At 35.0% G+C, this 24,681-nt stretch carries 24 protein-coding genes and 1 other RNA gene; 21 read left to right on the top strand and 4 right to left on the bottom strand.

The window, feature by feature from the left end:
• The first annotated feature begins 754 nt into the window (after window positions 1–754).
• Entirely contained in the window at window positions 755–1,864 is a 1,110-nt protein-coding gene (locus C1631_RS03445; RefSeq protein WP_109710486.1) for a M14 family zinc carboxypeptidase, read from the top strand.
• A 135-nt stretch (window positions 1,865–1,999) separates the two neighbouring features.
• Here the strand turns inward: C1631_RS03445 and C1631_RS03440 are convergent, their stop codons facing one another.
• A complete protein-coding gene (locus C1631_RS03440) occupies window positions 2,000–2,500 on the bottom strand; it encodes a DUF4920 domain-containing protein (RefSeq protein ID WP_109710484.1) in 501 nt (166 codons plus the stop codon).
• A 142-nt stretch (window positions 2,501–2,642) separates the two neighbouring features.
• On the opposite strand from C1631_RS03440, the gene C1631_RS03435 reads away from it, so the two are divergent.
• From C1631_RS03435 to C1631_RS25085, 7 genes are all read left to right on the top strand, one after another.
• Entirely contained in the window at window positions 2,643–4,055 is a 1,413-nt protein-coding gene (locus C1631_RS03435) for an APC family permease (RefSeq protein WP_103248901.1), read from the top strand.
• Between the two features lie 168 nt (window positions 4,056–4,223).
• Window positions 4,224–4,664 carry a GPW/gp25 family protein gene (locus C1631_RS03430; protein ID WP_103292286.1) on the top strand — a complete coding sequence of 147 codons (441 nt, stop codon included), beginning with the start codon at window positions 4,224–4,226 and terminating at the stop codon, window positions 4,662–4,664.
• Between the two features lie 21 nt (window positions 4,665–4,685).
• Window positions 4,686–6,569 (top strand): type VI secretion system baseplate subunit TssF, encoded by a 1,884-nt coding sequence (locus tag C1631_RS03425; protein WP_109710482.1) that lies wholly within the window; start codon window positions 4,686–4,688, stop codon window positions 6,567–6,569.
• A 22-nt stretch (window positions 6,570–6,591) separates the two neighbouring features.
• Window positions 6,592–7,521: a DUF3829 domain-containing protein gene (locus C1631_RS03420; protein WP_109710480.1), complete on the top strand. Its 930-nt coding sequence runs from the start codon at window positions 6,592–6,594 to the stop codon at window positions 7,519–7,521.
• A gap of 273 nt (window positions 7,522–7,794) precedes the next feature.
• Window positions 7,795–10,626 (top strand): excinuclease ABC subunit UvrA, encoded by a 2,832-nt coding sequence (gene uvrA / locus C1631_RS03415; protein ID WP_109710478.1) that lies wholly within the window; start codon window positions 7,795–7,797, stop codon window positions 10,624–10,626.
• Between the two features lie 272 nt (window positions 10,627–10,898).
• Window positions 10,899–11,303: a hypothetical protein gene (locus C1631_RS03410; RefSeq protein WP_109710476.1), complete on the top strand. Its 405-nt coding sequence runs from the start codon at window positions 10,899–10,901 to the stop codon at window positions 11,301–11,303.
• A gap of 172 nt (window positions 11,304–11,475) precedes the next feature.
• A complete protein-coding gene (locus tag C1631_RS25085) occupies window positions 11,476–11,610 on the top strand; it encodes a bacteriocin-like protein (protein ID WP_103250017.1) in 135 nt (44 codons plus the stop codon).
• Between the two features lie 34 nt (window positions 11,611–11,644).
• Here C1631_RS25085 and C1631_RS03400 read toward each other — a convergent pair whose 3' ends face one another.
• Window positions 11,645–12,190 (bottom strand): nuclear transport factor 2 family protein, encoded by a 546-nt coding sequence (locus tag C1631_RS03400; RefSeq protein WP_165828229.1) that lies wholly within the window; start codon window positions 12,188–12,190, stop codon window positions 11,645–11,647.
• A gap of 159 nt (window positions 12,191–12,349) precedes the next feature.
• Here C1631_RS03400 and C1631_RS03395 point away from each other — a divergent pair, with 159 nt between their 5' ends.
• The 4 genes from C1631_RS03395 to C1631_RS03380 all read left to right on the top strand — a co-directional run bounded on the left by C1631_RS03395 (window position 12,350) and on the right by C1631_RS03380 (window position 14,018).
• A complete protein-coding gene (locus C1631_RS03395) occupies window positions 12,350–12,862 on the top strand; it encodes a DUF421 domain-containing protein (protein ID WP_109710474.1) in 513 nt (170 codons plus the stop codon).
• Between the two features lie 5 nt (window positions 12,863–12,867).
• Entirely contained in the window at window positions 12,868–13,359 is a 492-nt protein-coding gene (locus C1631_RS03390; RefSeq protein WP_109710472.1) for a GNAT family N-acetyltransferase, read from the top strand.
• A gap of 116 nt (window positions 13,360–13,475) precedes the next feature.
• Window positions 13,476–13,664: a quinol oxidase subunit 4 gene (locus C1631_RS03385; protein WP_103249914.1), complete on the top strand. Its 189-nt coding sequence runs from the start codon at window positions 13,476–13,478 to the stop codon at window positions 13,662–13,664.
• A 126-nt stretch (window positions 13,665–13,790) separates the two neighbouring features.
• Window positions 13,791–14,018, top strand: a complete 228-nt coding sequence (locus C1631_RS03380; protein ID WP_103249913.1) for a lipoprotein — start codon at window positions 13,791–13,793, stop codon at window positions 14,016–14,018.
• A gap of 54 nt (window positions 14,019–14,072) precedes the next feature.
• Here C1631_RS03380 and C1631_RS03375 read toward each other — a convergent pair whose 3' ends face one another.
• A complete protein-coding gene (locus C1631_RS03375; RefSeq protein ID WP_109710470.1) occupies window positions 14,073–14,387 on the bottom strand; it encodes a DUF4286 family protein in 315 nt (104 codons plus the stop codon).
• Between the two features lie 148 nt (window positions 14,388–14,535).
• On the opposite strand from C1631_RS03375, the gene gyrA reads away from it, so the two are divergent.
• The 6 genes from gyrA (at window position 14,536) to C1631_RS03345 (ending at window position 21,518) form a co-directional block, all read left to right on the top strand.
• Window positions 14,536–17,133, top strand: a complete 2,598-nt coding sequence (gene gyrA, locus C1631_RS03370) for a DNA gyrase subunit A (protein ID WP_109710468.1) — start codon at window positions 14,536–14,538, stop codon at window positions 17,131–17,133.
• A 29-nt stretch (window positions 17,134–17,162) separates the two neighbouring features.
• Entirely contained in the window at window positions 17,163–18,188 is a 1,026-nt protein-coding gene (locus C1631_RS03365) for a tetratricopeptide repeat protein (RefSeq protein WP_109710467.1), read from the top strand.
• Between the two features lie 203 nt (window positions 18,189–18,391).
• Window positions 18,392–19,228 (top strand): 1,4-dihydroxy-2-naphthoyl-CoA synthase, encoded by an 837-nt coding sequence (locus C1631_RS03360; protein ID WP_068943472.1) that lies wholly within the window; start codon window positions 18,392–18,394, stop codon window positions 19,226–19,228.
• Between the two features lie 65 nt (window positions 19,229–19,293).
• A complete protein-coding gene (menA, locus tag C1631_RS03355) occupies window positions 19,294–20,223 on the top strand; it encodes a 1,4-dihydroxy-2-naphthoate octaprenyltransferase (protein WP_109710465.1) in 930 nt (309 codons plus the stop codon).
• An 18-nt stretch (window positions 20,224–20,241) separates the two neighbouring features.
• Window positions 20,242–20,688 (top strand): SRPBCC family protein, encoded by a 447-nt coding sequence (locus C1631_RS03350; protein ID WP_103248968.1) that lies wholly within the window; start codon window positions 20,242–20,244, stop codon window positions 20,686–20,688.
• A 143-nt stretch (window positions 20,689–20,831) separates the two neighbouring features.
• Window positions 20,832–21,518 (top strand): metal-dependent hydrolase, encoded by a 687-nt coding sequence (locus tag C1631_RS03345; protein WP_109710463.1) that lies wholly within the window; start codon window positions 20,832–20,834, stop codon window positions 21,516–21,518.
• 116 nt (window positions 21,519–21,634) lie between these two features.
• Here C1631_RS03345 and ffs read toward each other — a convergent pair.
• Window positions 21,635–21,732, bottom strand: an RNA gene (gene ffs / locus C1631_RS03340) — signal recognition particle sRNA small type.
• Window positions 21,733–21,863: 131 nt separating this feature from the next.
• Here ffs and C1631_RS03335 point away from each other — a divergent pair.
• The 3 genes from C1631_RS03335 (at window position 21,864) to C1631_RS03325 (ending at window position 24,643) form a co-directional block, all read left to right on the top strand.
• A complete protein-coding gene (locus C1631_RS03335) occupies window positions 21,864–22,466 on the top strand; it encodes a DUF4199 domain-containing protein (RefSeq protein ID WP_103248967.1) in 603 nt (200 codons plus the stop codon).
• 17 nt (window positions 22,467–22,483) lie between these two features.
• Window positions 22,484–23,434 carry a glycosyltransferase family 2 protein gene (locus C1631_RS03330; protein WP_103248966.1) on the top strand — a complete coding sequence of 317 codons (951 nt, stop codon included), beginning with the start codon at window positions 22,484–22,486 and terminating at the stop codon, window positions 23,432–23,434.
• Window positions 23,435–23,941: 507 nt separating this feature from the next.
• Window positions 23,942–24,643: a GIN domain-containing protein gene (locus C1631_RS03325; RefSeq protein ID WP_109711437.1), complete on the top strand. Its 702-nt coding sequence runs from the start codon at window positions 23,942–23,944 to the stop codon at window positions 24,641–24,643.
• Window positions 24,644–24,681 lie beyond the last annotated feature (38 nt).

The raw sequence follows: 24,681 nt of genomic DNA, 5'->3' as shown, positions 1-24,681 counted from the left end.
TAATAATTATTGCAAAAAGTTAATTAGAAATGGAAATCAGGACCTGTTAAACCTCTAATTTGATGAATAAATGTTCAAAAATTCACGTTTACAATGTTAATATATATCTATTTAAATTCTCAGGTGAATATAAACTAAGAAGAACAAAAATTAACTGATAAACAACTGATTAAACCTATTTACATCTGTATAATGACATTGATTATTACTAATGTAAACTACTAAATACCTTAATAGAGAGTCAATTTACTCCTCTTCAAGAAGCTGAGTAGATAAAAGACTAAAAGTGCATGAGAAAGCATAAGACCAGATAAATTTCTGTTCTAAATATCCGTTTTTTCCGATTTTACACTTGTATATGATATTAATGTACATCGTTTTCCATAATTTAAATGTTTAATTTTTTTATCCTAAATTGCTCTAAAATAGGGGTTTTTATACTTCAAGTATTCTTATAAAACTTATTTAATTAAATAACATAACTTATTGAATATAAGTTATTTAAATACATTGAATTGAATTATTCGCAATCCACATTTTTATCCACAGACAATTTGTCAACCGTAACTGTTTAATCATATTACAAATGTTAATGTCTTTTCACAATCAAAAATGAAATCAGATTTAACCAATGTAAACACATCTTAATATAGGAACATTTGTAAATTGCTTGATTTTACATCTGTTTACCGATGTTAATCTCTTATTTATCCCTGAAAATCGTTAAATTTGATTTTTGTAAACTATTCCTAAAATGAATTTTGAACAGATCTATATCCAAAACCCTAATTTCTCAAATCGCTATATTTCGCCTGAAAAATTATTTTATTACTTACAGACCAATCTCAGCGATTATATTCAACAGATAGGAACATCTTATTTAGATAAGCCCATTTATCAGTTAAGTATCGGAACCGGAAATATTCAGGTGCTCGCATGGTCTCAGATGCATGGGAACGAATCCAATGCTACACATGCGATGCTTGATCTTTTGGTAAGTCTCGATAAAGCTCCTGCATTGAAAGAAAATCTATTCAGTAAAATCAAGCTTGATTTCATTTTTATGCTAAATCCTGATGGTTCTGAAAGATGGACAAGATTGAATGCTGCTGATATTGATCTTAACAGAGATTTTCACAATGAGGCTAGTAAAGAGATTAAATTTCTTAAAAAAGCAGTGGCTTCAAAAAAATATGACTATGCATTAAATTTGCATGAGCAAAGAACAATATTCACCACCGATGGTATTCATCCTGCTACACTTTCCTTTTTGGCTCCTTCAGAAAATGTACAACGTACAGTAACAGAAAACAGAAAAAAATGTATGGCAGTCATTGGAAATGTATATAATCACCTGAAAGAAATGATCCCTCATCAGATCGGAAGATATTCAGACGAGTTTTATCCAACTTCTACCGGAGATAATTTTATCAAAGAAGGAATGCCTACCATCTTATTTGAAGGAGGACATTTTGTTGATGACTATACAAGAAATGGGACAAGAAAGTATTATACGGTTGCTCTTTACTATGCATTAGAAGCCATGTCTGATCTTAATTCTGATACCAAAGGTTGGGAAACCTATCTTGAAATTCCGGAAAATAAGGAAACTCATTATGATATAATCTACAGAAATGTAAAACTCAATACCGAACATGAATGCATCTTAGACATCGCAGTACAATACAGAGAAATGAAAGAAGAAGGGAAGGATGAAATCTCTTTTATTCCTTTTGTAATGGAAGCCGGTGAGGTAAGGAAGAGGAAAGGGTGGCTGGAAATAGACTGTACCGGAAAGAAATTTGTTTCCGCCACAAAATATCCTAAACTGGACTCCATCGTAGATTTTAAAATTGAAGATTAAAATTTTCTGTGTATTTATTTTATCTGCCAATGGTTGAGAAAAGCAGCTAAGCAAATAGAATAATCAGATACTTGCATATAAAAAACGTTCTCAAAATATATTTTGAGAACGTTTTTTATATGATTTGTAAATCAATTAATTGACTACTTTAATTCCGTTAGCAACAAATCTGATTTCTTCTTTAGGTTGTGTAATAGCATCAATTTCAGATTGAGGCTTTTTTGCATCCTCAGCGTAGTGTTTTTGCTCATTTACAGAAGTTACTTTTCTTTCTGCATTTCCTTCCAACACTACATTTTTACCTTTTAATGCTGTAGGAACAAAGAAAGCATAATCTTTCATCTTAACAAAAAACTTTGAATTGTCCTCTGTCTGAATGGTAAGCCAACATCCTTTTTTGTCACAAACATCAGTTACCTTTCCTTTAATGGCAATATTTTCAACCTTTTTGTTGTCTTTCTTAAGTTGCTTGTTCAGTTTATCTACAGTGATTGCCTTAGATTCAACCGAGGAAGAAACCTCACTTCCATAAGTATCACCTACCAATGCCTTACCTGCCGGTGGCCCAACTTCCTGTGCAAAAGCCAAAGTAGAAAAACTTACTGCTGCTGCGAATAGTATAGCTTTGAATTTCATTTTTAATAATTTTTCCAAAAATACTAATTAAAACCGAATCATAACATAATAATAAATGATAAAAAACAGGTGTTTTGGTAAATTATAAACAAAATTCAAAATGAAAGACAGATTTGTTTATATTTGACGCCTATACTTGACTATGCAAAAAAAACTGAAACTATGGGATGCCATTATGCTCGTAATGGGTTCCATGATCGGAAGCGGAATTTTTATTGTAAGCGCTGATATGATGCGTAATTTAGGCTCCGGATTCTGGCTCATTGTAGTATGGATTATTACAGGGGTAATGACAGTAGCTGCGGCTATCAGCTACGGAGAACTATCAGCTTTGTTTCCTAAAGCGGGAGGACAATACACTTATCTGAAAGAAATTTTTGGGAAAAGGATGGGTTTCCTGTACGGATGGGGGCTATTTACTGTGATACAAACCGGAACAATAGCTGCGGTAGCCATGGCTTTTGGTAAATACACTGCCTATCTTATTCCTGCACTTAATGATGCTGCACCTATTTTCCAAAGTGGAGAATTTAAAATTACATGGATGCAAATCCTTGCGATTGCTGTAATCCTTTTACTTACTTACATCAATACAAGGGGAGTAGAAAGTGGAAAATTTCTCCAGAATATATTTACAGCTTCCAAAATTATCGCTTTGTTGGGGCTAATTGCTCTGGGCTTCATATTGGTAAACGGCTCACATTTGACAGAGAATTTCAGTTTTGGATTTGACTCGTTTAGTAATCTTAAAAAAGATGTACAAGGAAATTTTCTCAAAGAAAGCTGGGAGCCTATTGGAGGAATGACATTACTTGGATGTATTGCAGCAGCAATGGTGGGTTCTGTTTTCAGCTCCGTAGCCTGGGAAAGTGTGACATTTGTTTCAGGAGAAATAGATAATCCGAAGAGGAATGTTGTAAAATCAATGATTTTTGGGACTTCTGCCGTAATGATTCTCTATATTGCTGTGAACTTTGTGTATTTAAATGCTTTAGACAGAGATGGAATTGCATTTGCTGCCACAGACAGGGTAGCAGTAGCAGCTTCACAAAATATTTTTGGAAGTGCCGGAACCATTATTATAGCCTTATTGGTTATGGTTTCCACTTTTGGATGCGATAACGGCTTGATCTTAGCAGGAGCAAGAGTTTTTCAAACCATGGCTAAAGATGGAATGTTTTTTAATTCAGCTGTAAAAAATAACAAAAATGAAGTTCCCGAAAATGCATTATGGATGCAGGGAATTTGGGCTTCCATCCTTTGTTTAAGTGGGCAGTATGGAAATTTACTGGATATGATTTCCTTTGTCATTGTTCTCTTTTATATGATTACTGTTTTTGGAGTTATTTATTTAAGGGTCAAACAACCCGACCTGGAAAGACCTTATAAAACGTGGCTTTATCCGGTAACACCGATTATTTATCTGGTCATTGGAACAGGATTTTGTATTTTGCTTCTTATTTATAAACAACAGTATACATGGCCGGGCTTTATCATGGTTCTGCTGGGATTACCAGTGTACTATTTTATTAACAGAAAAAAGACAGATCAGTAGGGCGTAAAGAATAGCCTGTTAAAGATACTAGTGAGAGCTTTCAATTCAGTTTGGAAGCTCTCATTTTGAATAATATTTTAAGGAATTTTGACAATTATTTAGTGAAAATGTGTATTTTGGTCTTTCGTTTTTAAGTAAACACAACCATGAAGTAAAAAATAAAAAGCTATGGATACACCAAATTACAGAATGCCCTTCGTTCCGTCTACTTTAATGACCGAAGGCGGAAGTATCGATACCTGCGATATGGGAGAAAGTATTGCTCATAATATTATGCTGCTGATCACTACCAAAAAAGGAGAAAACAGATATGATGAAAACTATGGAAATGATGTTTGGAACCTGGAATTTGACAACGGAGTAACAAGTGCTATCTGGGAAAACGTTTTCGTAAAAAGTCTCCGAAGACAGATTCAGGAATACGAACCCCGGATTGTACATCCGCAGATTGATGCCCATATTCAATTTGTAGAACACAGCTACGATACCAAAGAACACACAGAAATTAAAAAGAAAGTAAGAATTGCCATCAATGCAAAAATGGAGGAAACAGGAGAACGTTTTAGTTTTTCAACAGAATTGTTTCTAAGTCCAATGTCTATTGATTAATATTTTTAACCACTAAGAATCATGAATTTAGATCAAAATATTTATTCGAAAGAATCCGTAAAAGCAAGAATGCTTCAGAATGCCACTAAAGTCTGGGGATTAAAAAGTCCACAGTCATTAGATCCTTTTGTAAAATTATTAATAGATGCATTCAGTACGGAAGTTTTTAAAGCGAATAATGAAATACAGACTGTCAATGCCCGCATTTTAGAAAAATTGGCTAAACTTTTGACACCGTCTATTTATACTCATCCGATACCGGCTCATGCGGTTGCTTTCACCCAGCCTTACGATTCATCAGAAATTCTACTGGAACATACAGAGTTTTTCTTCCGTAAACAAATGACTTCCACTGTAAAATCAGAATCTGATAAACAGTTGAATATTCCTTTTACTCCGGTAGGAAATGTAAGAATTAATAAAGTTCATACCTCAGTAATGTTTGTAGGAAATACCTGTTACAGTATTGATGACAGATTCAATAAAATTCCTATTGCAAGATTTCAGGGAAGACCCGAAGATTACAGAAAAATTACGATAGGTATTGATACAAGTAAATATATCAGTGAAAATTTTCCTAAATATTTAAGTATTTTCTGTTCCAATCCGGCTTTTGAGCATTTGGATTTCGTCTATAAACTGTTACCCTATATCACCGTTTCCAGTAATGGCAATCCTTTATTTGTAAGAGAAGGTTTGAGTTATCTTACCGATTCTTATACAGACGGGTATGAACAAATGTTCAAAGAACAGTCTATTCGTAATAAAGTAATTGAAGATATTAAAAGTATTTATCGTCATAAGTTTATTGAAGTGACAGGAATTTCCCAGAGTCTGTTTTCAGAACCGGGACAACTCCCTCAAAATCTTGATTTCCTTGCCGGGAAAGATGAGATTGTAAAATATCTCGACAATAAACCTTATTTATGGCTTACTTTCGAGTTTCCACCACAGTTTTCTGCGGAAATACTGGATAATTTTTCGTTCGTATTAAATGCTTTCCCTATTTACAACAGAGGCTGGAAAAAGACCGAGTATAGTCTTGATATTATGGGAAATAATATTCCTCTGGTGACCGATGAAGGAGAACATTTCCTTTATGTAGATGAGGTTCAGGATGGTGATGGAAGAAAGTACACTGAGATTCCTTTCACCCCTGCTGACGACTTGAAAAAAGGCTTATACACAGTGAGAAAAGGGGGTATGGAGCGTTTCACCAACCGAAATGCAGTAGATATGATTGCTAATGTTCTGGAGCTAACAAGAGATGAAATTGCAGCGTTTTCCCTTTTAAACAGAGATAATGTAAAGGGGGTCCTGAGCGAAATGTCGGATAAGATGAAATCCATGGTGCAGAAAGTAAATAATGCCAAGAGAAATATCAGACAGGAACTGAACTATGTTATTATGGAGCCTGTGGAAAAAACAGATCATACCTATGCAGCCTTTTGGGTTACCCATTGCACATTGGCCAATCATATGCGCCCGGGAACAGAACTTTCCAATCAGCTGAAATCACAGACGGTTGTATTACTTACAGAAACGTTGGGAGGTTCGGAAGAACAAAAGGGGACAGATAGTATTCAGGCATATAAATATGCATTAACAACAAGAGATAAAATCATTTCTCTTGAAGATGTTAAAAACTATTGCCGTATGATTCTGAAAGATGAATTGAGAGAAGTAAGAGTACGAAGAGGAACCATGATCAGTAATAAACCCAAAGAAGGTTTCGTAAGAACCGTAGAGGTAGAGATCATTCCACAGAATTATTCTTTTTATGGAAGAGCATATTGGGAAAATATGTCGAACATTATCAGAAACCAGATTATTGCAAAAGCAATAGATGGGATTGAATATGTAGTAAAAATAAGTAATGAAGATGTTGATTTTCAGGATATGTAATGAAAACCAAAACGAATAAAATATGAAAAAGATTATCGTATTGGCAATGGCTGTGTCTTTGACTGCTACTGTCATAAGTTGTAAAAAAGGGGCTGAGAAAATCAGCAGTGCAGTTTTAAATCTTGGAGGAGAAACTGAAGCAAATTCAATTATTGATTTTAATAATAATTTTGTGGACTCCTATAAAAATACCTCTAAACATATTGAACGAATCTTAAAATATACAGAAGAAGCTGTAGTGAAATCAAAAGGAGGGAACGTCATGATTATGCCTGTTATTATCAGCTCAATGGACTATACACTGAGTAAAATTAAAGAAGTTCCGTCCGGATTTGGAAAAGATAAAGCTGCCATTGAAGCAGATTTTAATACCTACAAAGCCAAAAAAGAGAATATTGAGAAAAAATTGGAAGAGCTTAAATCGTACATGAACTCTGAAGATTATAAAGATGATAAAGGAGCCAAGGCAGAATCCATCAAAAAGGAAATTGAATCCGATGCTAACGTTTTATACGCTGCAGGAGAAAGCGTAATGGCAAAAATAAAACCTGCAACCGATGCCGCAGAAGAGATCATTTTAAAAGATCATCCGATGAAAGAATATATCATCTCATCCAAAAATGTGATGAATTCTTTAGATTCAGTGATTGATCTTTTAGGAAAACAATACGAAGGTAAGTTTAATGAGGCAGAAGCTCAGAAAAAATATGATGAATTTGTCAAATTAGTAGAAGCCAATTCCAAAATGGATTTCAATGTGAAAGACCAGCAGTACTCTTATAAAAAATCGCAGTTTGAAGGCTTTAATAAAGCAGCTTCCAACTTTGTAGATAACTACAGAAAGCTGATCAGAGATTCTAAAGAAGCCGGTAAAATTCCGGATAATAATATTCAACAAATGGATTCTTCTTATGAAACAGTATTAAGTGCTTACAATACATTTGTGAAATAACATTTGTTTTTAAAATAATATATGAAATGCCGTAGAAATGCGGCATTTTTTAATAACATTAACCATTCTGAATGAAATGAGTTTTTGACTTGAAGTTGTAATCAGTACATATTTTATCTACCCAAACAGGAAAAGCCCTGGCATCCTCACTGCAACGCGATTGAATCCGTTTTTCATTTTTTAACAAACTTTTCACGCTTTTTTAGTTAAAAAAATTCCATAAAATTCCGTATTTTTGCACGTTGTGATTTTCAGGCAAAGTCACTCCAAATTATGAGCAAATCAACAGAATATATAGAAGTTTACGGAGCACGTGAACACAATCTAAAAAATATTAACGTAAAAATTCCGCGCAATGAACTGGTCGTAATTACCGGTCTTTCAGGAAGCGGAAAATCTTCACTGGCCTTTGATACTATTTTTGCAGAAGGCCAACGTCGGTATATCGAGACATTTTCTGCTTATGCACGTCAGTTTTTGGGTGGTTTGGAGCGCCCTGATGTAGATAAGATAGAAGGGCTTTCTCCTGTTATTGCTATTGAGCAGAAAACAACCAATAAAAATCCCCGTTCCACTGTAGGAACAGTTACTGAGTTATATGATTTCCTGCGTCTTTTGTATGCAAGAGTTTCTGATGCCTATTCATTAACAACCGGGCAAAAATTGGTAAGCTATACTGAGGACCAGATTCTTGAAACCATCAAAGAAAACTATAAAGGAGAAAAGATCATGCTTCTGGCTCCTGTTGTACGATCAAGAAAAGGACATTATCATGAACTATTCGTGCAGATGGCGAAAAAGGGATATGGACAGGCAAGAATTGATGGTGAGCTTCAGGATATCGAATACGATTTGAAACTTGACCGTTATAAAACGCATGATATCGATATCGTGATCGATCGTTGGATTATCGGAGAAAATGCTTCAGAAAACAGAATGGAAAAATCATTGCGAACAGCAATGGAAATGGGAGAGGGGATTATCGGAATCCAAAAACTGGGAAGTACCGACATCGAATATTTTTCTAAAAATCTTATGGATGCTGAAACCGGACATTCCCTAGCATTGCCTGAGCCGAATACATTTTCATTCAACTCTCCAAAAGGAAGCTGCCCGAACTGTAAAGGGTTAGGAATGATTAAAAAAATCAATACTGATTACTTTATAGACAATCCGAAGTTATCCATCAACCAGGGTGGATTATTACCGTTGGAAGATATCAAATCCAATAAATGGATTCTGTCTCAGATTAAAAATATCCTGGAAATCTTTGGCCTTGGAATGACAACGCCTTTGAAGGATATTCCTGAAGAAGCGTTGGATTATATCTATAACGGTTGTCATAAAGAATTCAATAAAGATCTTAAGTATGCCGGTATTACCAAGAAAATAAAAATCAGTTTTGATGGTTTGATTGCTTTCATGGAAGAAATTATAGATGAGAGAGAATCTTACGAAGCTATTTTGTTGGAAAGACACTTTACTACAGAAGAAGTTTGTCCGGAATGCAATGGAACCCGCCTTCAGCCTTCAAGCTTAAGTTTTAAAATTGATGGTAAAAATATTGCTGAGGTAAATGGTTTAAGCTTAGCTGATTTAAAAGAATGGCTGGCGGATGTAAAAGATAAATTTTCAGAGAAAAATAAAATTATTGCCCACGAAATCTTAAAAGAAATCGAAACCAGACTTCAGTTTTTATTAGATGTAGGTTTGGATTATTTAAGTTTGAGCAGAAGTTCAAAAACCCTTTCAGGAGGAGAATCCCAGAGAATTCGCCTGGCCACGCAGATCGGGTCTCAGTTGGTCAATGTTCTATATATTCTGGATGAACCGAGTATCGGACTTCACCAGAGAGACAATGAAAGACTGATTCACTCTTTGAAAAATCTTAGAGATATCGGAAACTCCGTATTGGTTGTAGAACATGATAAAGACATGATTCTTGAAGCTGATGAGGTGCTGGACATTGGCCCGAAAGCCGGAAAGTTCGGTGGAGAAATATTGTGGCAGGGAAAACCAAAAGATTTATTGAAGGCAGATACCATTACCGCACAATATATTAACGGAAAAAGAAAGATTGAAATTCCTGTAGAAAGGAGAACCGGAAGTGGTAAGAATATTGTACTAAAAGGAGCTACAGGAAATAATCTTAAAAATGTAACACTGGATATTCCATTAGGAAAATTGGTTGTGGTAACCGGAATTTCAGGAAGTGGAAAATCTTCCCTGATCAACGGAACTTTATACCCGATCCTTAATAAACATTTTTACAGAGCGGTTCAGGAGCCGTTACCATACAAGAAAATTGAAGGACTGGATAATATCGACAAAATCGTAGATGTAGATCAGACTCCGATTGGAAGAACACCACGTTCCAATCCTGCAACTTATACAGGAATGTTTACCGATATCAGAAACCTTTTTGCAGAATTGCCGGAAAGTAAAATTCGTGGCTATAAACCGGGAAGATTCTCTTTCAATGTAAAAGGTGGAAGATGTGAAACATGTCAGGGAGGAGGATTGAAAGTCATTGAAATGAATTTCCTGCCGGATGTATACGTTCACTGCGAAACTTGTAACGGAAAACGTTTCAACAGAGAGACGCTCGAAGTTCGTTACAAAGGAAAATCGATCTCCGATGTATTGGATATGACAATTGATGAATCGGTAGAATTCTTCCAGCCAATTCCTAAGATTTTTGCTAAAGTAAAAACGTTACAGGATGTCGGATTAGGATATATTACGCTGGGACAACAATCAACAACCCTTTCCGGAGGAGAAGCTCAACGTATCAAGCTTGCCACCGAATTATCCAAAAGACAGACAGGAAACACCCTTTACATCCTTGACGAACCCACAACAGGACTTCATTTTGAAGATGTAAAAATTCTGATGGATGCCATCAACCAATTAGTAGAGCTAGGAAACTCGTTCATCATCATCGAACACAATATGGATGTTATCAAACTGGCAGATCATATCATCGACGTCGGTCCTGAAGGAGGAAAATATGGTGGACAAATTGTAGCTCAGGGTACTCCGGAAGAAATTGTGAAGTCGAAGAAGAGCTTGACAGGGAAGTTTTTGAAGAGAGAACTGGAATAAAATCAAGCAAATAGATTATAGTAAACAAGAATCTGCCTTATGGCAGATTTTTTTTTTATCAAATAATTGTTTCTACTGAGGAATTTCAAGTCAAAAATCAACTTCCAATATTAAATTTTCAATTATTTTAAAATTTATAAACCTGAAAATCAGTAATTTATATTTTAATGTTAACTCAATGTTAATTCAATATGAATTTAATATGAATAATTTTAATAACTTTGGTAAGAGATACAAAATAAGATTAGTATAATATTTAAAACCAAATAGTTATGAAAAATAGACTTCAAATAGTAATGGCTTCCCTTTTTGTTTGTGGGTTGGTAACAGTATCCAATATAGTAAAGGCTCAGACTACTGATCATAATACAATAGAAGAAATTCAACTGAATAAAAATGAAACCTTCACTGATATAAGAAATAAACTGGTAGAAAATTTTGACCTTACCAATACAGATTATAAACAGGGAACAGTGAATTCGGTAGTAAAATTTGATATCGCAGATAACGGAAAAATCGTCAATGTGCATTCTACCGGAGATTGCAAAAGTGTAAGCAAAGAAATTGAAACCGTTTTAAGTGAATTGGATTATAGAGTAGATCGCAAAAAGTTAAGTGAAAATATGGTTGCCTTTACCTATGTGATGCCCGTAACTGTTGAAATTAATAATAAATAATATAGGAAAATGATTGAAAAATCATATCTCACTTACATTGTATGATTTACATATTTTAAATCTGTTTTAATTTTATGTTATACGTGATGATTATGTAAATTTTCAGTGGTAATTTGTAATATATAAGAATTAAATTCAGTATATTTTTGCAATACCATAAAATTAAAACTATATGAAAAATTTGAAAAAACTGACTAAGTCAGATTTGAAATCAGTGTACGGTGGAGAACCCAAAAAATATTGTACCTATTGTGAGTGGGCAAATAAAGTTTTTTGCAGCGAAATTCCAATCGTGCAGTGTCCGTAAAAAGATAAAAACCGCTTTACAGGCGGTTTTTTTATTATGGGGTATTGTGAATAAAATCGTTTAATCTTGTTGTAAGATTTTTGGAATTCCCTATCGTATCAAAATCAATATTATCAATTTTCCATTGTCCATCAGAATTGATCAAATGTACTTTATCTGTCCACACTACTTTTGGAGTAGCCATATTGTATTCAAACTGAACAATAACATCTGCTGTTGTATCATGAATATCCATAGATTGAATTTTATAGTCTGTAAAGCCTTCGTATAAACTGGAAAAAATGGCTCCTTCAAAGATTAACGGCTTTTCATCAGGATGGGCACTTTTTTTAACTTTTTCAATATCTTCTTTTGAAATTTGTATAGCCTTCTCAATATTTTTTTTCAGATCCGGTGAAAACAAATCGCTGGAAATAGGTTGATTGTATACCATTTCATTAGATTTACCATATTGATCATAAAGAGCACTGATTTTTGTTTTAACGGCTGTACTGTCAACCGGTGATGAAGTTGATTCTCCCTTTTTGTTGCAGGAAATAAAGGCAAAGAAAATACTCAGGTATAAAAAAAAATTTTTCATTATAATTTTCATATTTGTTTACTCTCAAGTTTCAAAAGCTATACCAAACCTATACATTAAAAAACTAAAGTGATCCCTAAAATTTTATTGTGTAATTATCTCTTTAAATACTTTTTTATGAATAACAAAAAATCAATACATTTGAATAGATAAAAAAAAGTGGATCCTATTCTCAACGTTGCTGTCCGTTCCCTGTGTGTTTACCTTTTCATGGTAATTGCTATTCGTTTATTTGGTAAAAATCAGCTTTCCCAGCTTAATGCAGGAGATGTGGTTTTGTTACTGTTGATTTCCAATGCAGTTCAGAATGCAATGGTGGGACCGGATACCTCCTTGCAGGGAGGTATTGTTGCTGCATTGGTCCTTTTTGTGGCAAATTTTATCTTAAAAAGATTAATGTTTTCCAGCCGATCCTTTGAAAATTTCATGGAAGACGAACCCGTCATATTGATAAGAGATGGTGTCGCTGATCAGGCAGCTTTAAATCGTGTAAAAATTACTCAGGACGAACTGGAAGAGTCAATACGGGAACATGGCATTGAAAATATAGAGAATGTAAAACTATCTGTTCTGGAAGTGGACGGCAATATCAGTGTGGTTTCTCAGGATGAAAAAAGTAAACAGACTCATTATTCAAGAATCAAGAGAAAAAATAAAAGAAAATATCACTAAACGCAATGAATTACGAATTAAGACAAATGCTTCCCAGCGATGAGACCCGTGTGCTGGAAATATACAAACAAGGTATAGATAGTGGAATGGCAACTTTTGAAACCGAAATTCCAACTGCAGAGGCCTGGGATATGGAATATTTTAATGATTGCCGTTGGGTACTGGAAAATGAAACTAATAAAGTAGTGGGATGGTGTGCTTTAAAACCCGTAAGCAAAAGAGAATGTTTCAAGGGAGTTGCAGAAGTGAGCATTTACTTCGATAATGAGTACCAGGGTAAGGGATTGGGTTCAGTATTGCTTAAAAAGATGATTTTAGATAGTGAAGACCACGGATTCTGGACATTGCAGACCAATATCTTTTCAGAAAATGAGGCCTCTGTTAAATTTCACCAGAAAAACGGCTTTAGAATAGTGGGAGTTCGTAAAAAACTGGGAAAACTTAACGGAGAATGGAAAGACGTTGTTATGTTTGAAAAAAGAAGCGAGATTGTTTAGTTAAAAATACAAAGAACGTGATCATTTATTGTCTTGTCTTTATCAATTCCCCTTCTTAAAAAATTTTGGCATTAACATTGATATATTTCACAATTAAGATTGAAAAAGTGGAAATAATGAAAAGTCTCATTAAAATTACAGGAGTTCTTATTGTAACATTGATGTTAACGTCATGTGTTGCATATGACAATAGGGGGTATAATGGAAATGGAAACAAACTTCCACCAGGACAGGCCAAAAAAATCTATGGGGGAAGCGCAAAAGATTATGCTCCGGGACAAGTTAAAAAAAGAAATGGATATTAATAGGGAAGTGATAGTTTTTTAATTTCTCACTAAAAATTAAAAAACATTATGTGTAAGGTCTGAATATCAGGGTGTTTTTGGCGTTAACATTGATTCTTTTATTCCAGAACAAAAAGTGACAATACAATGAAAACTATGTTTAAGGCTGTAATGGTCATGATTATAATATTCATGCTGTCAGCTTGTACAGCAAGTACCTATTATGGAGTAAGATCACCGGGATATGGATATTACGGACCTGGGTATTATGGCTATGGTCCAAGATACACCGAACGAGTATATGTCTATGGTGGAGGACATCATGGAGGATTTCATCATTTTAGAGGAGGTCATCACAATGGATTTCACAGATAAATAACAAAAAATAAAAAGCACTGAAAATTTCAGTGCTTTTGCTTTTATTGTGATTTAAAATCTCGATTTTTTCGGATTCAAAAATGTGTTGAAAATCATGACTTCCTGCCCAAATTTATTCTCGACATGTTCCGCTATATTTTTCAGCTCACTTTCGATGAACTGAGTTCTTAACTCATCATTATCAAAAATCAGCAACAGGTTGTAATTCTTACCGTCTTCAATATAATCACTATGAACTTCAGAAATGATATATTTGCTGACGTCCATTAAATTTTCTGTCATTAAAACCAGGGTTTCATCAATATAATTTTCCCATTCTTCGAGATTATCTTTCGTGCAGTGGAAAGTTATACTTAATACGCTCATATTTTAAGAATTTTTAAGATTTTGTGGATAAATTCTAGAGCAAAAATCGGCATTTTTTTCGTAAATTAGCCCGTTAATAAAAATTCGAAATAAATAATTTTCAGGCTTCCAGCTAAAGGCTTGATTATCATTATAATAAAATTTGTTTATGCAAAAAGAAGGAGAAAGACTGATTCCTATCAACATTGTTGATGAAATGAAGTCATCTTATATCGATTATTCGATGTCGGTTATCGTTTCAAGAGCGCTACCTGATGTAAGAGATGGCTTGAAACCCGTTCATAGAAGAGTGCTTTACGGTATGTATGGATTAGGGGTTTTTTCTAATAGAAAATATTTAAAATCTGCGAGAATTGTTGGGGATGTTTTGGGTAAATACCACCCGCATGGAGATTCCTCTGTATATGATGCAATGGTGAGAATGGCCCAGGACTGGAGCTTGCGTTATCCTCAGGTAGACGGGCAGGGTAACTTCGGTTCCATGGATGGAGATCCGCCGGCAGCAATGCGTTACACCGAGGCAAGATTAAAAAAGATCTCTGATGAGGTTCTTTCTGACCTTGACAAAGAAACTGTCGACTTTCAGAATAACTTCGACGATAGTTTGCAGGAACCAACGGTAATGCCTACAAAAATTCCTAATCTTTTAGTTAACGGAACCTCAGGGATTGCAGTGGGGATGGCTACCAATATGGCTCCTCATAACTTGTCCGAATCTGTGGATGCAATTTGTGCATATATCGATAATAAAGAAATTACCATCGATGAGCTTATGCAGCATATTATTGCTCCGGATTTCCCTACAGGAGGTATTATCTACGGATATGACGGGGTAAGAGATGCTTTCCATACAGGAAGAGGGAGAGTTGTTTTAAGAGCTAAGGTTAACTTTGAAGAAATTGGAAACAGAAACGCAATTATCGTTACTGAAGTTCCTTATCAGGTTAATAAGGCAGATATGATTGCCAGAACTGCAGAGCTTGTTAAAGATGACAAAATTCCGGGAATTCATGAGATTAGAGATGAGTCAGACAGAAAAGGACTTCGTGTTGTTTATGAATTGAAAAACGATGCCATTCCTAACGTTGTTTTAAATCTACTGTATAAGTATACCGCTCTTCAGACTTCTTTTAGTGTAAACAATATTGCATTGGTACATGGAAGACCTGAACAGTTGAATCTGAAAGATATTATTCATCATTTTGTAGAGCACAGACATGAAGTAATTGTAAGAAGAACTCAGTTTGAGCTTAAAAAAGCGAAAGAAAGAGCTCATATCTTGGAAGGATTCATGAAAGTGATCGGAACTCAGGATTCTCTGGATAGAGCAATTTCTATTATCCGTCACAGTGCAAACCCTCAGGCTGCAAAAGAAGGCTTGATTGAAGCATTTGAATTATCAGAAATTCAGGCTCAGGCAATTCTTGATTTAAGATTGGCTCGTTTAACCGGAATGGAACTTGATAAGATCCGTGACGAGTACGATGCAATCATGAAGGAGATTGGTAATTTAGAAGATATCTTAGCTAATGAGCCTAGAAGATTCCAGATTATCAAAGAGGAATTGATTGAGATCAAAGAAAAATACGGTGATGAAAGAAGAACAGAAATTGATTACTCAGGAGGAGAAATGTCCATTGAAGATATTATTCCAAACGAATCTGTAGTTCTTACCATTTCACATGCCGGATATGTAAAAAGAACTTCACTTTCAGAATATAAAATTCAAAGTAGAGGGGGGGTAGGAAATAAAGCAGCAACAACAAGGGATTCAGACTTCCTGGAATATATTGTTTCTGCGACCAACCACCAATATATGCTATTCTTCACAGAAAAAGGAAGATGTTACTGGTTAAGAGTATTTGAAATTCCTGAAGGTTCAAAAACAGCAAAAGGAAGAGCAGTACAAAATCTTATCAACATTGAACCGGATGATAAGATTAAAGCATATATCAGAACAAATAATCTTAAAGATGCTGAATATGTAAACCAAATGAGTGTTGTAATGGTAACGAAAAATGGTACTATTAAGAAAACATCTTTGGAAGCGTACTCAAGACCAAGAGTAAATGGGGTAAATGCGATTGAGATCAGAGATAATGACCAGTTGCTGGGAGCTTACCTTACCAACGGATCATCTCAGATTATGATTGCTACCAAGAACGGTAAGTGTATCCGCTTCCCTGAAGAAAAAGTAAGAGAAGTAGGTAGAGGATCTATCGGGGTAAGAGGGATCTTGCTTGAAGATGGTGATGAAGCTATTGGTATGATTGTTGTGAATGACGTAGAGAACGAAACAGTGCTTGTAGTATCTGAAAAAGGATACGGAAAAAGAACTGCAGTAGAAGACTACAGAATTACAAACAGAGGAGGAAAAGGAGTTATTACCCTGAACATTACCGAAAAAACAGGAAATCTGATTGCTATTCAAAACGTAACTGATGAAGATGGATTGATGATTATCAATAAATCCGGGGTTGCTATCAGAATGGGAATGGATGAAATGAGAGTAATGGGAAGAAATACTCAGGGTGTCCGATTGATCAATCTTAAGAATAATGACGAAATTGCAGCCATTGCAAAAGTAGAAATGGATAAGGATGTAGAAGAAGATGCTGATGAGATTGAAGAAGGGGCAGAAATCGTAGAAGGAGGAATTGAAGAAGGGGTAGGATCTCTGTTTGATACTCTGGAAGATAATGAAACTCCGGCAGAAGAAAACGGAAACTCTGATTCTGAAGAATAAATTGTACAATTAAATATAAAATAGTTATTATGAAGAAACTAATTTTAGGAATGGCTATCGTAGCTTCAGCGTTTGTTTTCGGACAAAAAGGTGATGTGAATGCTCAGCTTCAGGCTGCTAATAAAGCTGCTATGGATGCATATAATGCAAAGAATTATGCTGCTGCTGCCCCTAAGTTTGTAGAAATCTACGACTTGTTAAAAGCAAATGGCCAGGATAATAAAATGTATATGTATTATGCAGGGCTTAGCCATGCATTAGCAAACAACAGTGATGCATCTATCAAGATATATACTGATTTGGTGAATTCCGGATTTACAGGAGTAGAGACTACCTATACTGCAAAGGAAAAAAAATCAGGACAAGTAGTGAATTTAGATAAGGCTACCTGGGATCTTATGAAAAAGAATTCAGAATATTCTGATTTCAAAACAGAACAGACTCCAAGTATAGAACATGAATTATACGAAACTTTAAGTTCATTGCTTCTTAATGCTAAAAAACCAAATGAAGCTCTTGTTATCATTGAAAAAGGGTTAGTTAAATTCCCTAACAATGCTAAACTTAAAGAAGCTCAGACTACAGCTTACCTTCAGTCAGGAAATACAGATAAATTTATTTCAGGTTTGAAAGAGCAGTTGGCTAAGAATCCTAATGATGCAACAAACTGGTATAACCTTGGAGTAATGCAGTCTAAAACTCCTGCTACAACTAATGATGCTTTAGATTCATTCAAGAAAGCTATTGAGCTTAAGCCAGATTTTGCTGAAGCATACCAGAACCTTGTATATACCACTATTGGAGATGATGGTAAAGTAGTAGCAGATATCAATGCTTTAAGAAAAGATAAGCCGGATGAAGCTTCTAAATTAATTGATGCCAGAAGAGAAAGATTTGCGAAGGCATTACCATTCGCAGAAGGATGGTACAAGGTGGCTCCAAAGAGTATTGATGCAGTTACTACCCTAAAAGAAATTTATGTAGTGACTAAAAACAATGAAAAAGTAAAAGAAATGAAAGCTAAAGAAGCTGAATTAAGCGCTGCAGCAAAATAATTTTTAATACTAAAATAATAGAAACCGGAACAGAGATGCTCCGGTTTTTTTTGTTTTCTTTCCTCAAAAGAAGCGTTCCCTTAATAATGCCGGCAAAGACTTATCATGTATCTCTTGTTAATTATCATTTATCATCCCGGAACCCTAAATTTCACCCTGAAAATTCTCTGTAATTCCGTATCTTTGAGAAAAATTTTTATACGATGATTGAGTGGAAAACCGCCAAAGAATACGAAGATATTACCTATAAAAAATGTAATGGTGTAGCAAGAATTGCCTTCAACAGACCGGAAGTCCGCAATGCTTTCAGACCCAAAACTACCTCAGAATTATATGATGCTTTTTATGATGCCTCTGAAGATCCTTCAATAGGCGTCGTTCTACTTTCAGGAGAAGGGCCAAGTTCTAAAGACGGAGGTTGGGCGTTCTGCAGTGGCGGAGATCAAAAAGCAAGAGGAGAACAGGGATATGTTGGAGAAGATGGAAGACACCGTTTAAATATTCTTGAAGTTCAGCGTCTCATCCGTTTTATGCCCAAAGTGGTAATTGCTGTAGTTCCGGGATGGGCAGTAGGTGGTGGCCATTCACTTCACGTAGTTTGTGACCTGACGTTAGCAAGCGAAGAACATGCGATCTTCAAGCAAACAGATGCAGATGTAACAAGCTTTGACGGAGGGTATGGATCTGCTTACCTTGCCAAAATGGTAGGGCAGAAGAAAGCCCGTGAAATCTTCTTTTTAGGAAGAAACTATTCTGCTCAGGAAGCTTTCGAAATGGGAATGGTCAATAAAGTAGTTCCGCATGCTGAATTAGAAGATACTGCCTATGAGTGGGCTCAGGAAATCTTAGGAAAATCTCCAATGTCCATTAGAATGTTGAAGTTTGCGATGAACCTTACAGATGACGGAATGGTAGGACAACAGGTATTTGCAGGAGAAGCAACACGTCTTGCGTATATGACCGAAGAAGCTAAAGAAGGAAGAAATGCATTCCTTGAAAAAAGAAAACCGAATTTCGGAGAAGATCAGTGGATATCATAACATTGATAATGAGTAATAAGTAATTCTTCATTACCTATTACCCATTGCTCATTACTTATAAACTTATGACAGATTGGATAAAAGCCGCAAGGCTCAGAACTTTACCGCTTTCTTTAAGCGGAATTATCATGGGAGCTTTCATTGCCAAATGGAGGCTGTACAGAGAAGGCGGAATCTGGGACTGGAGAATTTTTGCTCTGGCTCTTTTGGTAACGCTTTTATATCAGATTTTATCAAACTATGCCAACGATTATGGTGATGGGGTAAAAGGAACTGATGCCAAAAGAATCAATGAAGCCGAAGCAAGAGCAGTAGCATCAGGAAAAATTACGGCAAAACAAATGAAGAATGCAGTCATTCTTTTTTCTGCGTTATCTTTTATAGCAACCATTGCTTTGTTATATATTGCTTTTATTCCGGAATATATGAATGAATTTTATATCTTCATCGGATTGGGAGTAGCATGTATTTTAGCTGCTATTGGATATACGGTAGGGAAGAAACCATACGGATATATGGGATTGGGAGATATTTTTGTGTTTATCTTTTTCGGCCTTGTTTCTGTGTGTGGGAGTTATTTCCTGTTCACCAAAGCATTCAGCTGGGATATGTTGTTACCCGGAACAGCGGTCGGAATGATGAGTATGGCTGTATTGAATTTAAACAATATGAGAGATATTGAAAGTGATAAATTATCGGGAAAAAACAGTTTTGCATTGAGAATCGGATTCAAAAATGCAATGATCTATGAAATGATCCTGTTACAACTTCCTTTAGTATTGATTCTTATCTTTTTAGGGATCAATGGATTTATCCAGATGCAAAACTATTATGTTTTCATTGTGATGATTCTCTTATTTCCGTTGGCAAAACTGAGAAGGAATATCATGTCGGTAAAAGAACCAAAAGAATTGGATCAATATTTAAAACAGGTTGGGATTATGACTTTTGTAATGGCAATTCTTACAGCAGCCGGACTTAATTTATTCAACTAAATCTAAAATAATATCATTATGAGTTCCAATGTCTATGTTGAAGCACAAATGCTTATCAGAAAACCGATTGAAGATGTTTTTGAAGCATTCATCAATCCCGAAGTAACCACTAATTTCTGGTTTACAAAATCTACCGGAAAACTAGAAGAAGGTAAAACCATAACCTGGGAATGGGAAATGTATGGCGTGAAAAATGTTGTAAAAGTTCATCAGATCATTCCAAACCAACTGATCAAAACAGAGTGGGGAGAGCCTTCCGTAAACGTAGACTATGAATTCAAAAAGATGGAGAAAGGAACTTTGGTTACTATTAAAAGCTATGGATTCGCTCAAACAGGTGAAGAGCTCCTGAGACAGGTTAATGACAATACAGGAGGTTTTACAACGGTTTTAGACGGTTGTAAGGCTTATTTGGAACATGGGATCAATTTGAGGCTTATCGAAGATAAATTCCCGTCGAAATAGATAAAGTAAATAAACAACGCTTTGCGTTTTTAAAGAAAACACGAATGGCACGAATGCTTTCACGAATGTCACTAACCTCATTGTGTTATTTGTGAAATTATTTGAGTCATTTGTGTTTAATAATAATTGAAATTAAATTTAAAATGAAAATACAGTTCTTAGGGCAAAATTGTTTCCTGTTTACCTACAAAGACAAAACAATTTTAAGTGACCCTTTCTACAATTACAAAAAAGCGGAATCAGGTTTTGATATTACCGCGCAAAAAATCGACTATATCCTGTTGACCCACGCTCACGGAGATCATATTGCAGATGTACCGGAAGTATTGCAGCATTATCCGGAAGCTACCGTGATTGGAGTACCGGAAGTATGTGGATACTTTAAACAAGCTAAAAATACAGATGATGTGAACTTAGGGGGATCAGCAAAAATCAACGATCTTAAAATTTCCATGGTTCCGGCTCATCACACCAGTTCTTTCCCGGATGGAAGCTACGGAGGCGTTCCTGTAGGGTATATCTTCAGACTTCCTGAAGGAAAGAATATCTATTTGGCAGGAGATACAGGAGTAATGGCTGATATGGAATTATTTCCAAGATTATACGGGAATTTAGACCTTTCTATTCTTCCGATCGGTAGCCACTACACAATGTGTCCTAGAAAAGCTTCTTTTGCTGCAGCGGAATTATTGAAGACTCCAAAAGTAATCGGGTGTCACTTTGATACATTCCCGGCGATTGAAATCAATCATGAAAGTGCATTAAAGCATTTTGCAGACAAAAATGTAGAACTTGTTTTACCAAAATTAGGAGAGACGTTCGAATTTTAATCAAGAATCAACAGAGGTACACTGAAAATTAGAAAAAATGAAAAGGATGCGTAAGGTATTAAAAACAAAAAAAGATAATTATCAAATTACCTCTCTTCTTACTTTAAGACAAAAAAAAATGGCAAGCTACCTAAATCACACCGCTACGACCGATTACCTTTGCTGCGTTCCCACCCTGGAGGATTCTCAGGAGCTGGTTGTTTAGGACTTGCCGTTGCAAAGGTAGGAAATATTTATAAACTTCAAAACATTATCAAAGAAAATTTGTTGAAAAAATGCAGTGATAGAGCTAAATAGCTGACATATAGCGGAATAATTTTTCAACTTTTTTCTAAAAAATTTAACATGACGAAAAGTCCATCAACACTAGGAATTATACTTTTTATCGCTACAATGATCGTTTTTTTTGTAGTGTATACTTTTTTCTCAGGAATCAATTATTTTGATATATCCCTGAAAGCCAATGCTTTTTTACTTCCTGTTTTATATGCGGGAGCTGCATTCTGGTCTGTAAAATCTTATTGGAATACCCATAGAGTGGTAAGTTTCAAAGAAGCTTTCAAAAGAGCATTTGTTCCGATGTTTATCGGAGGAATTCTTTCGATTTTCAGTATTTATGCTTTTTTAAACTTTGCAGATACCGATGCCAAAAAATTGCTGAATTATCAATATGTTCAAAGACAAAAATCAGAATTGGATACGGAATATACTTCTGCAAGAAAGATTATGAAACATCAGAAAGATATTGATGAGCTTGATCAGAAGTATAAAGAAAGACTACAGAGCTTCACTCCGGAGGCTGTTAAAGGAAAGGATATGCTTACTGCCAGTCATTTTTCAGGATATTTTGCAGCAATTCTTATATTTTACGTAGTTTTGTCGGTGTTTTTCGGAGCATTTTTCAGAACAAGAACAATTCATCAACCCGAAGAAACAAATCAAGCCTAATTTTTATTAAAAATTAAATGAATTTATCTATAGTTATTCCGTTACTGAACGAAGAAGACTCTCTGGAAGAGCTTTTTTCAAGAATCGATAACGTTTGCAAATCGAATAGTTTATCCTATGAAATCTGGTTTGTTGACGATGGAAGTACGGATTTGTCGTGGAGTATTATTGAGAATATGAAAGTACAATATCCTCAGATCCACGCTATTAAATTTTCCAGAAATTACGGAAAATCACAAGCGCTTCATGCGGCCTTTGAAAGAACAAACGGAGATGTAGTGATCACCATGGATGCTGACTTACAGGATTTTCCTGAAGAAATTCCTGAGCTGTACAAAATGGTGACTGAAGATAATTATGACATTGTTTCCGGTTGGAAGAAGAAACGTTTTGATAATGTAATGACGAAAAATGTTCCGTCAAAATTATTCAATGCAGCAGCCAGAAAAGTTTCAGGAGTTGAACTTCATGATTTTAATTGTGGTCTGAAAGCGTACAAAAAGCAGGTGGTAAAATCTATTGACGTTTACGGGGATATGCACCGCTATATTCCGGTATTGGCTGCTAATGCTGGGTTTAGAAGAATTACTGAAAAAGAAGTACAGCACCAGGCAAGACCTTATGGGACTTCGAAATTCGGAACGGAAAGATTTATCAGAGGTTTTCTGGATTTGGTAACCCTTTGGTTTGTAAGTCGTTTTGGAGGAAGGCCAATGCACTTTTTTGGTGCGGTAGGGACCCTCATGTTTATTTTCGGTTTTCTTTCCGCACTTTGGTTGGGAATTTCAAAACTGATTGATGTATCCAAAGGAATTTACGGGCATCTAATTACCAATAATCCATGGTTTTTTATTGCATTGACAATGATGATTATGGGAACATTACTTTTTGTGGCCGGATTTTTAGGAGAAATGATCATCAGAACCAACCGTGAACACAAAAACTATAATATTGACGAAGTAATATAATAGAAGACAATTTGCCCCAAAATTTATTTTAAAAAAGCAATTTGTTTTGTTTCAGATGAAACTCTGTAAGCAATAAACGATATCAATAAAGATAAAACACCTCAGAAAATTTTTCTGAGGTGTTTTTTTCAAACAGACCATCTGAAAAGAAAGATATCCTAAAGATGCTTTACAACGAAGATAAAGATACTATTGTACTGAGGGTTTCTTATCTAACCCATGATTATTTGTTGTTATAGGATGAAAAAAATTCCAAAACATGATTTTATAAAAAAGAAAAACAAAAAAGAATAAAAAAATAACCGTGTATCTGAAAAGCAAAAAAATGTAGATTATCAGGTATTTTATTGTCAAAAGACAAAGTTTTTTAAAAATTTTAATCCTATTTTTGTTACATAATAATGTTGTGAGTTTTCTGAAAAGAGTCTGTTAAATGACTTTGAGAACTTTCAATACGAATGGTCATGTTTGATGATCATGAAGGTAACAAAATATTTAAAAGTAAATATGAAGAAAATAGTATGCACATTAATGATGGTGGCAATAGTTTCTTGTGGGAAAGTTTCTCCAAAAGGAAACATTGAAAAGAAAGATGTGGATGTTCCGGAATTTGTTAATCTCGATCTACAGGGAAAATTCCGTGTATTTTATGCCAGAGGTCCAAAGAATTTTGTGGAAATAGAAACCTATCCGAATGTGGCAGGAAATCTTGATGTTGATGTCAATGATAAAACTCTTTCTATTAAAGAAAAAAGAGGAACAAAAGGAGTCGACTTTTATAATGTGACCATTTATTCAAAATATAATCTTGAAAAAGTAGCGGTTTCGGATTCTGTGGAAATGAATATTTCAAGTGAGATCAAGACAGATAATTTCAGACTTAATTTGAAAAATTATGCAACTTTCATGGGTTCTGTTAATACCAGAAGAGCAGAAGTAGAAATGCAGAACAGAAGTAGGGCCAATTTTTTAGGATTGACAAAAAATGCAGTTATAAAAATTTCAGATACTGCCAGTTTGATTGCTCCTTACTGGAAAATTACGAATCTGAATATTGACTCTAAAAACGGAAACTATGCTGAAGTTAATGTCAAAGATTCTTTAAAAGGACATATTCAAAATACGGCAAAATTTATCTATTACAACGATCCGATCAGAGCGTTCAAAATTGATAAGACGACGAAAGTTGAGAATAAGAAATTAGAGTAATTTTGACTAGAAGAGAGAAGCTGGAAGCTGGAGGTACT

The sequence above is a fragment of the Chryseobacterium phosphatilyticum genome, assembly GCF_002899825.2.
Lineage (GTDB): Bacteria > Bacteroidota > Bacteroidia > Flavobacteriales > Weeksellaceae > Chryseobacterium > Chryseobacterium phosphatilyticum.
The sequence above is the reverse complement of the archived record's forward strand: the minus strand, read 5'-3'. Positions and strand labels throughout refer to the sequence as shown.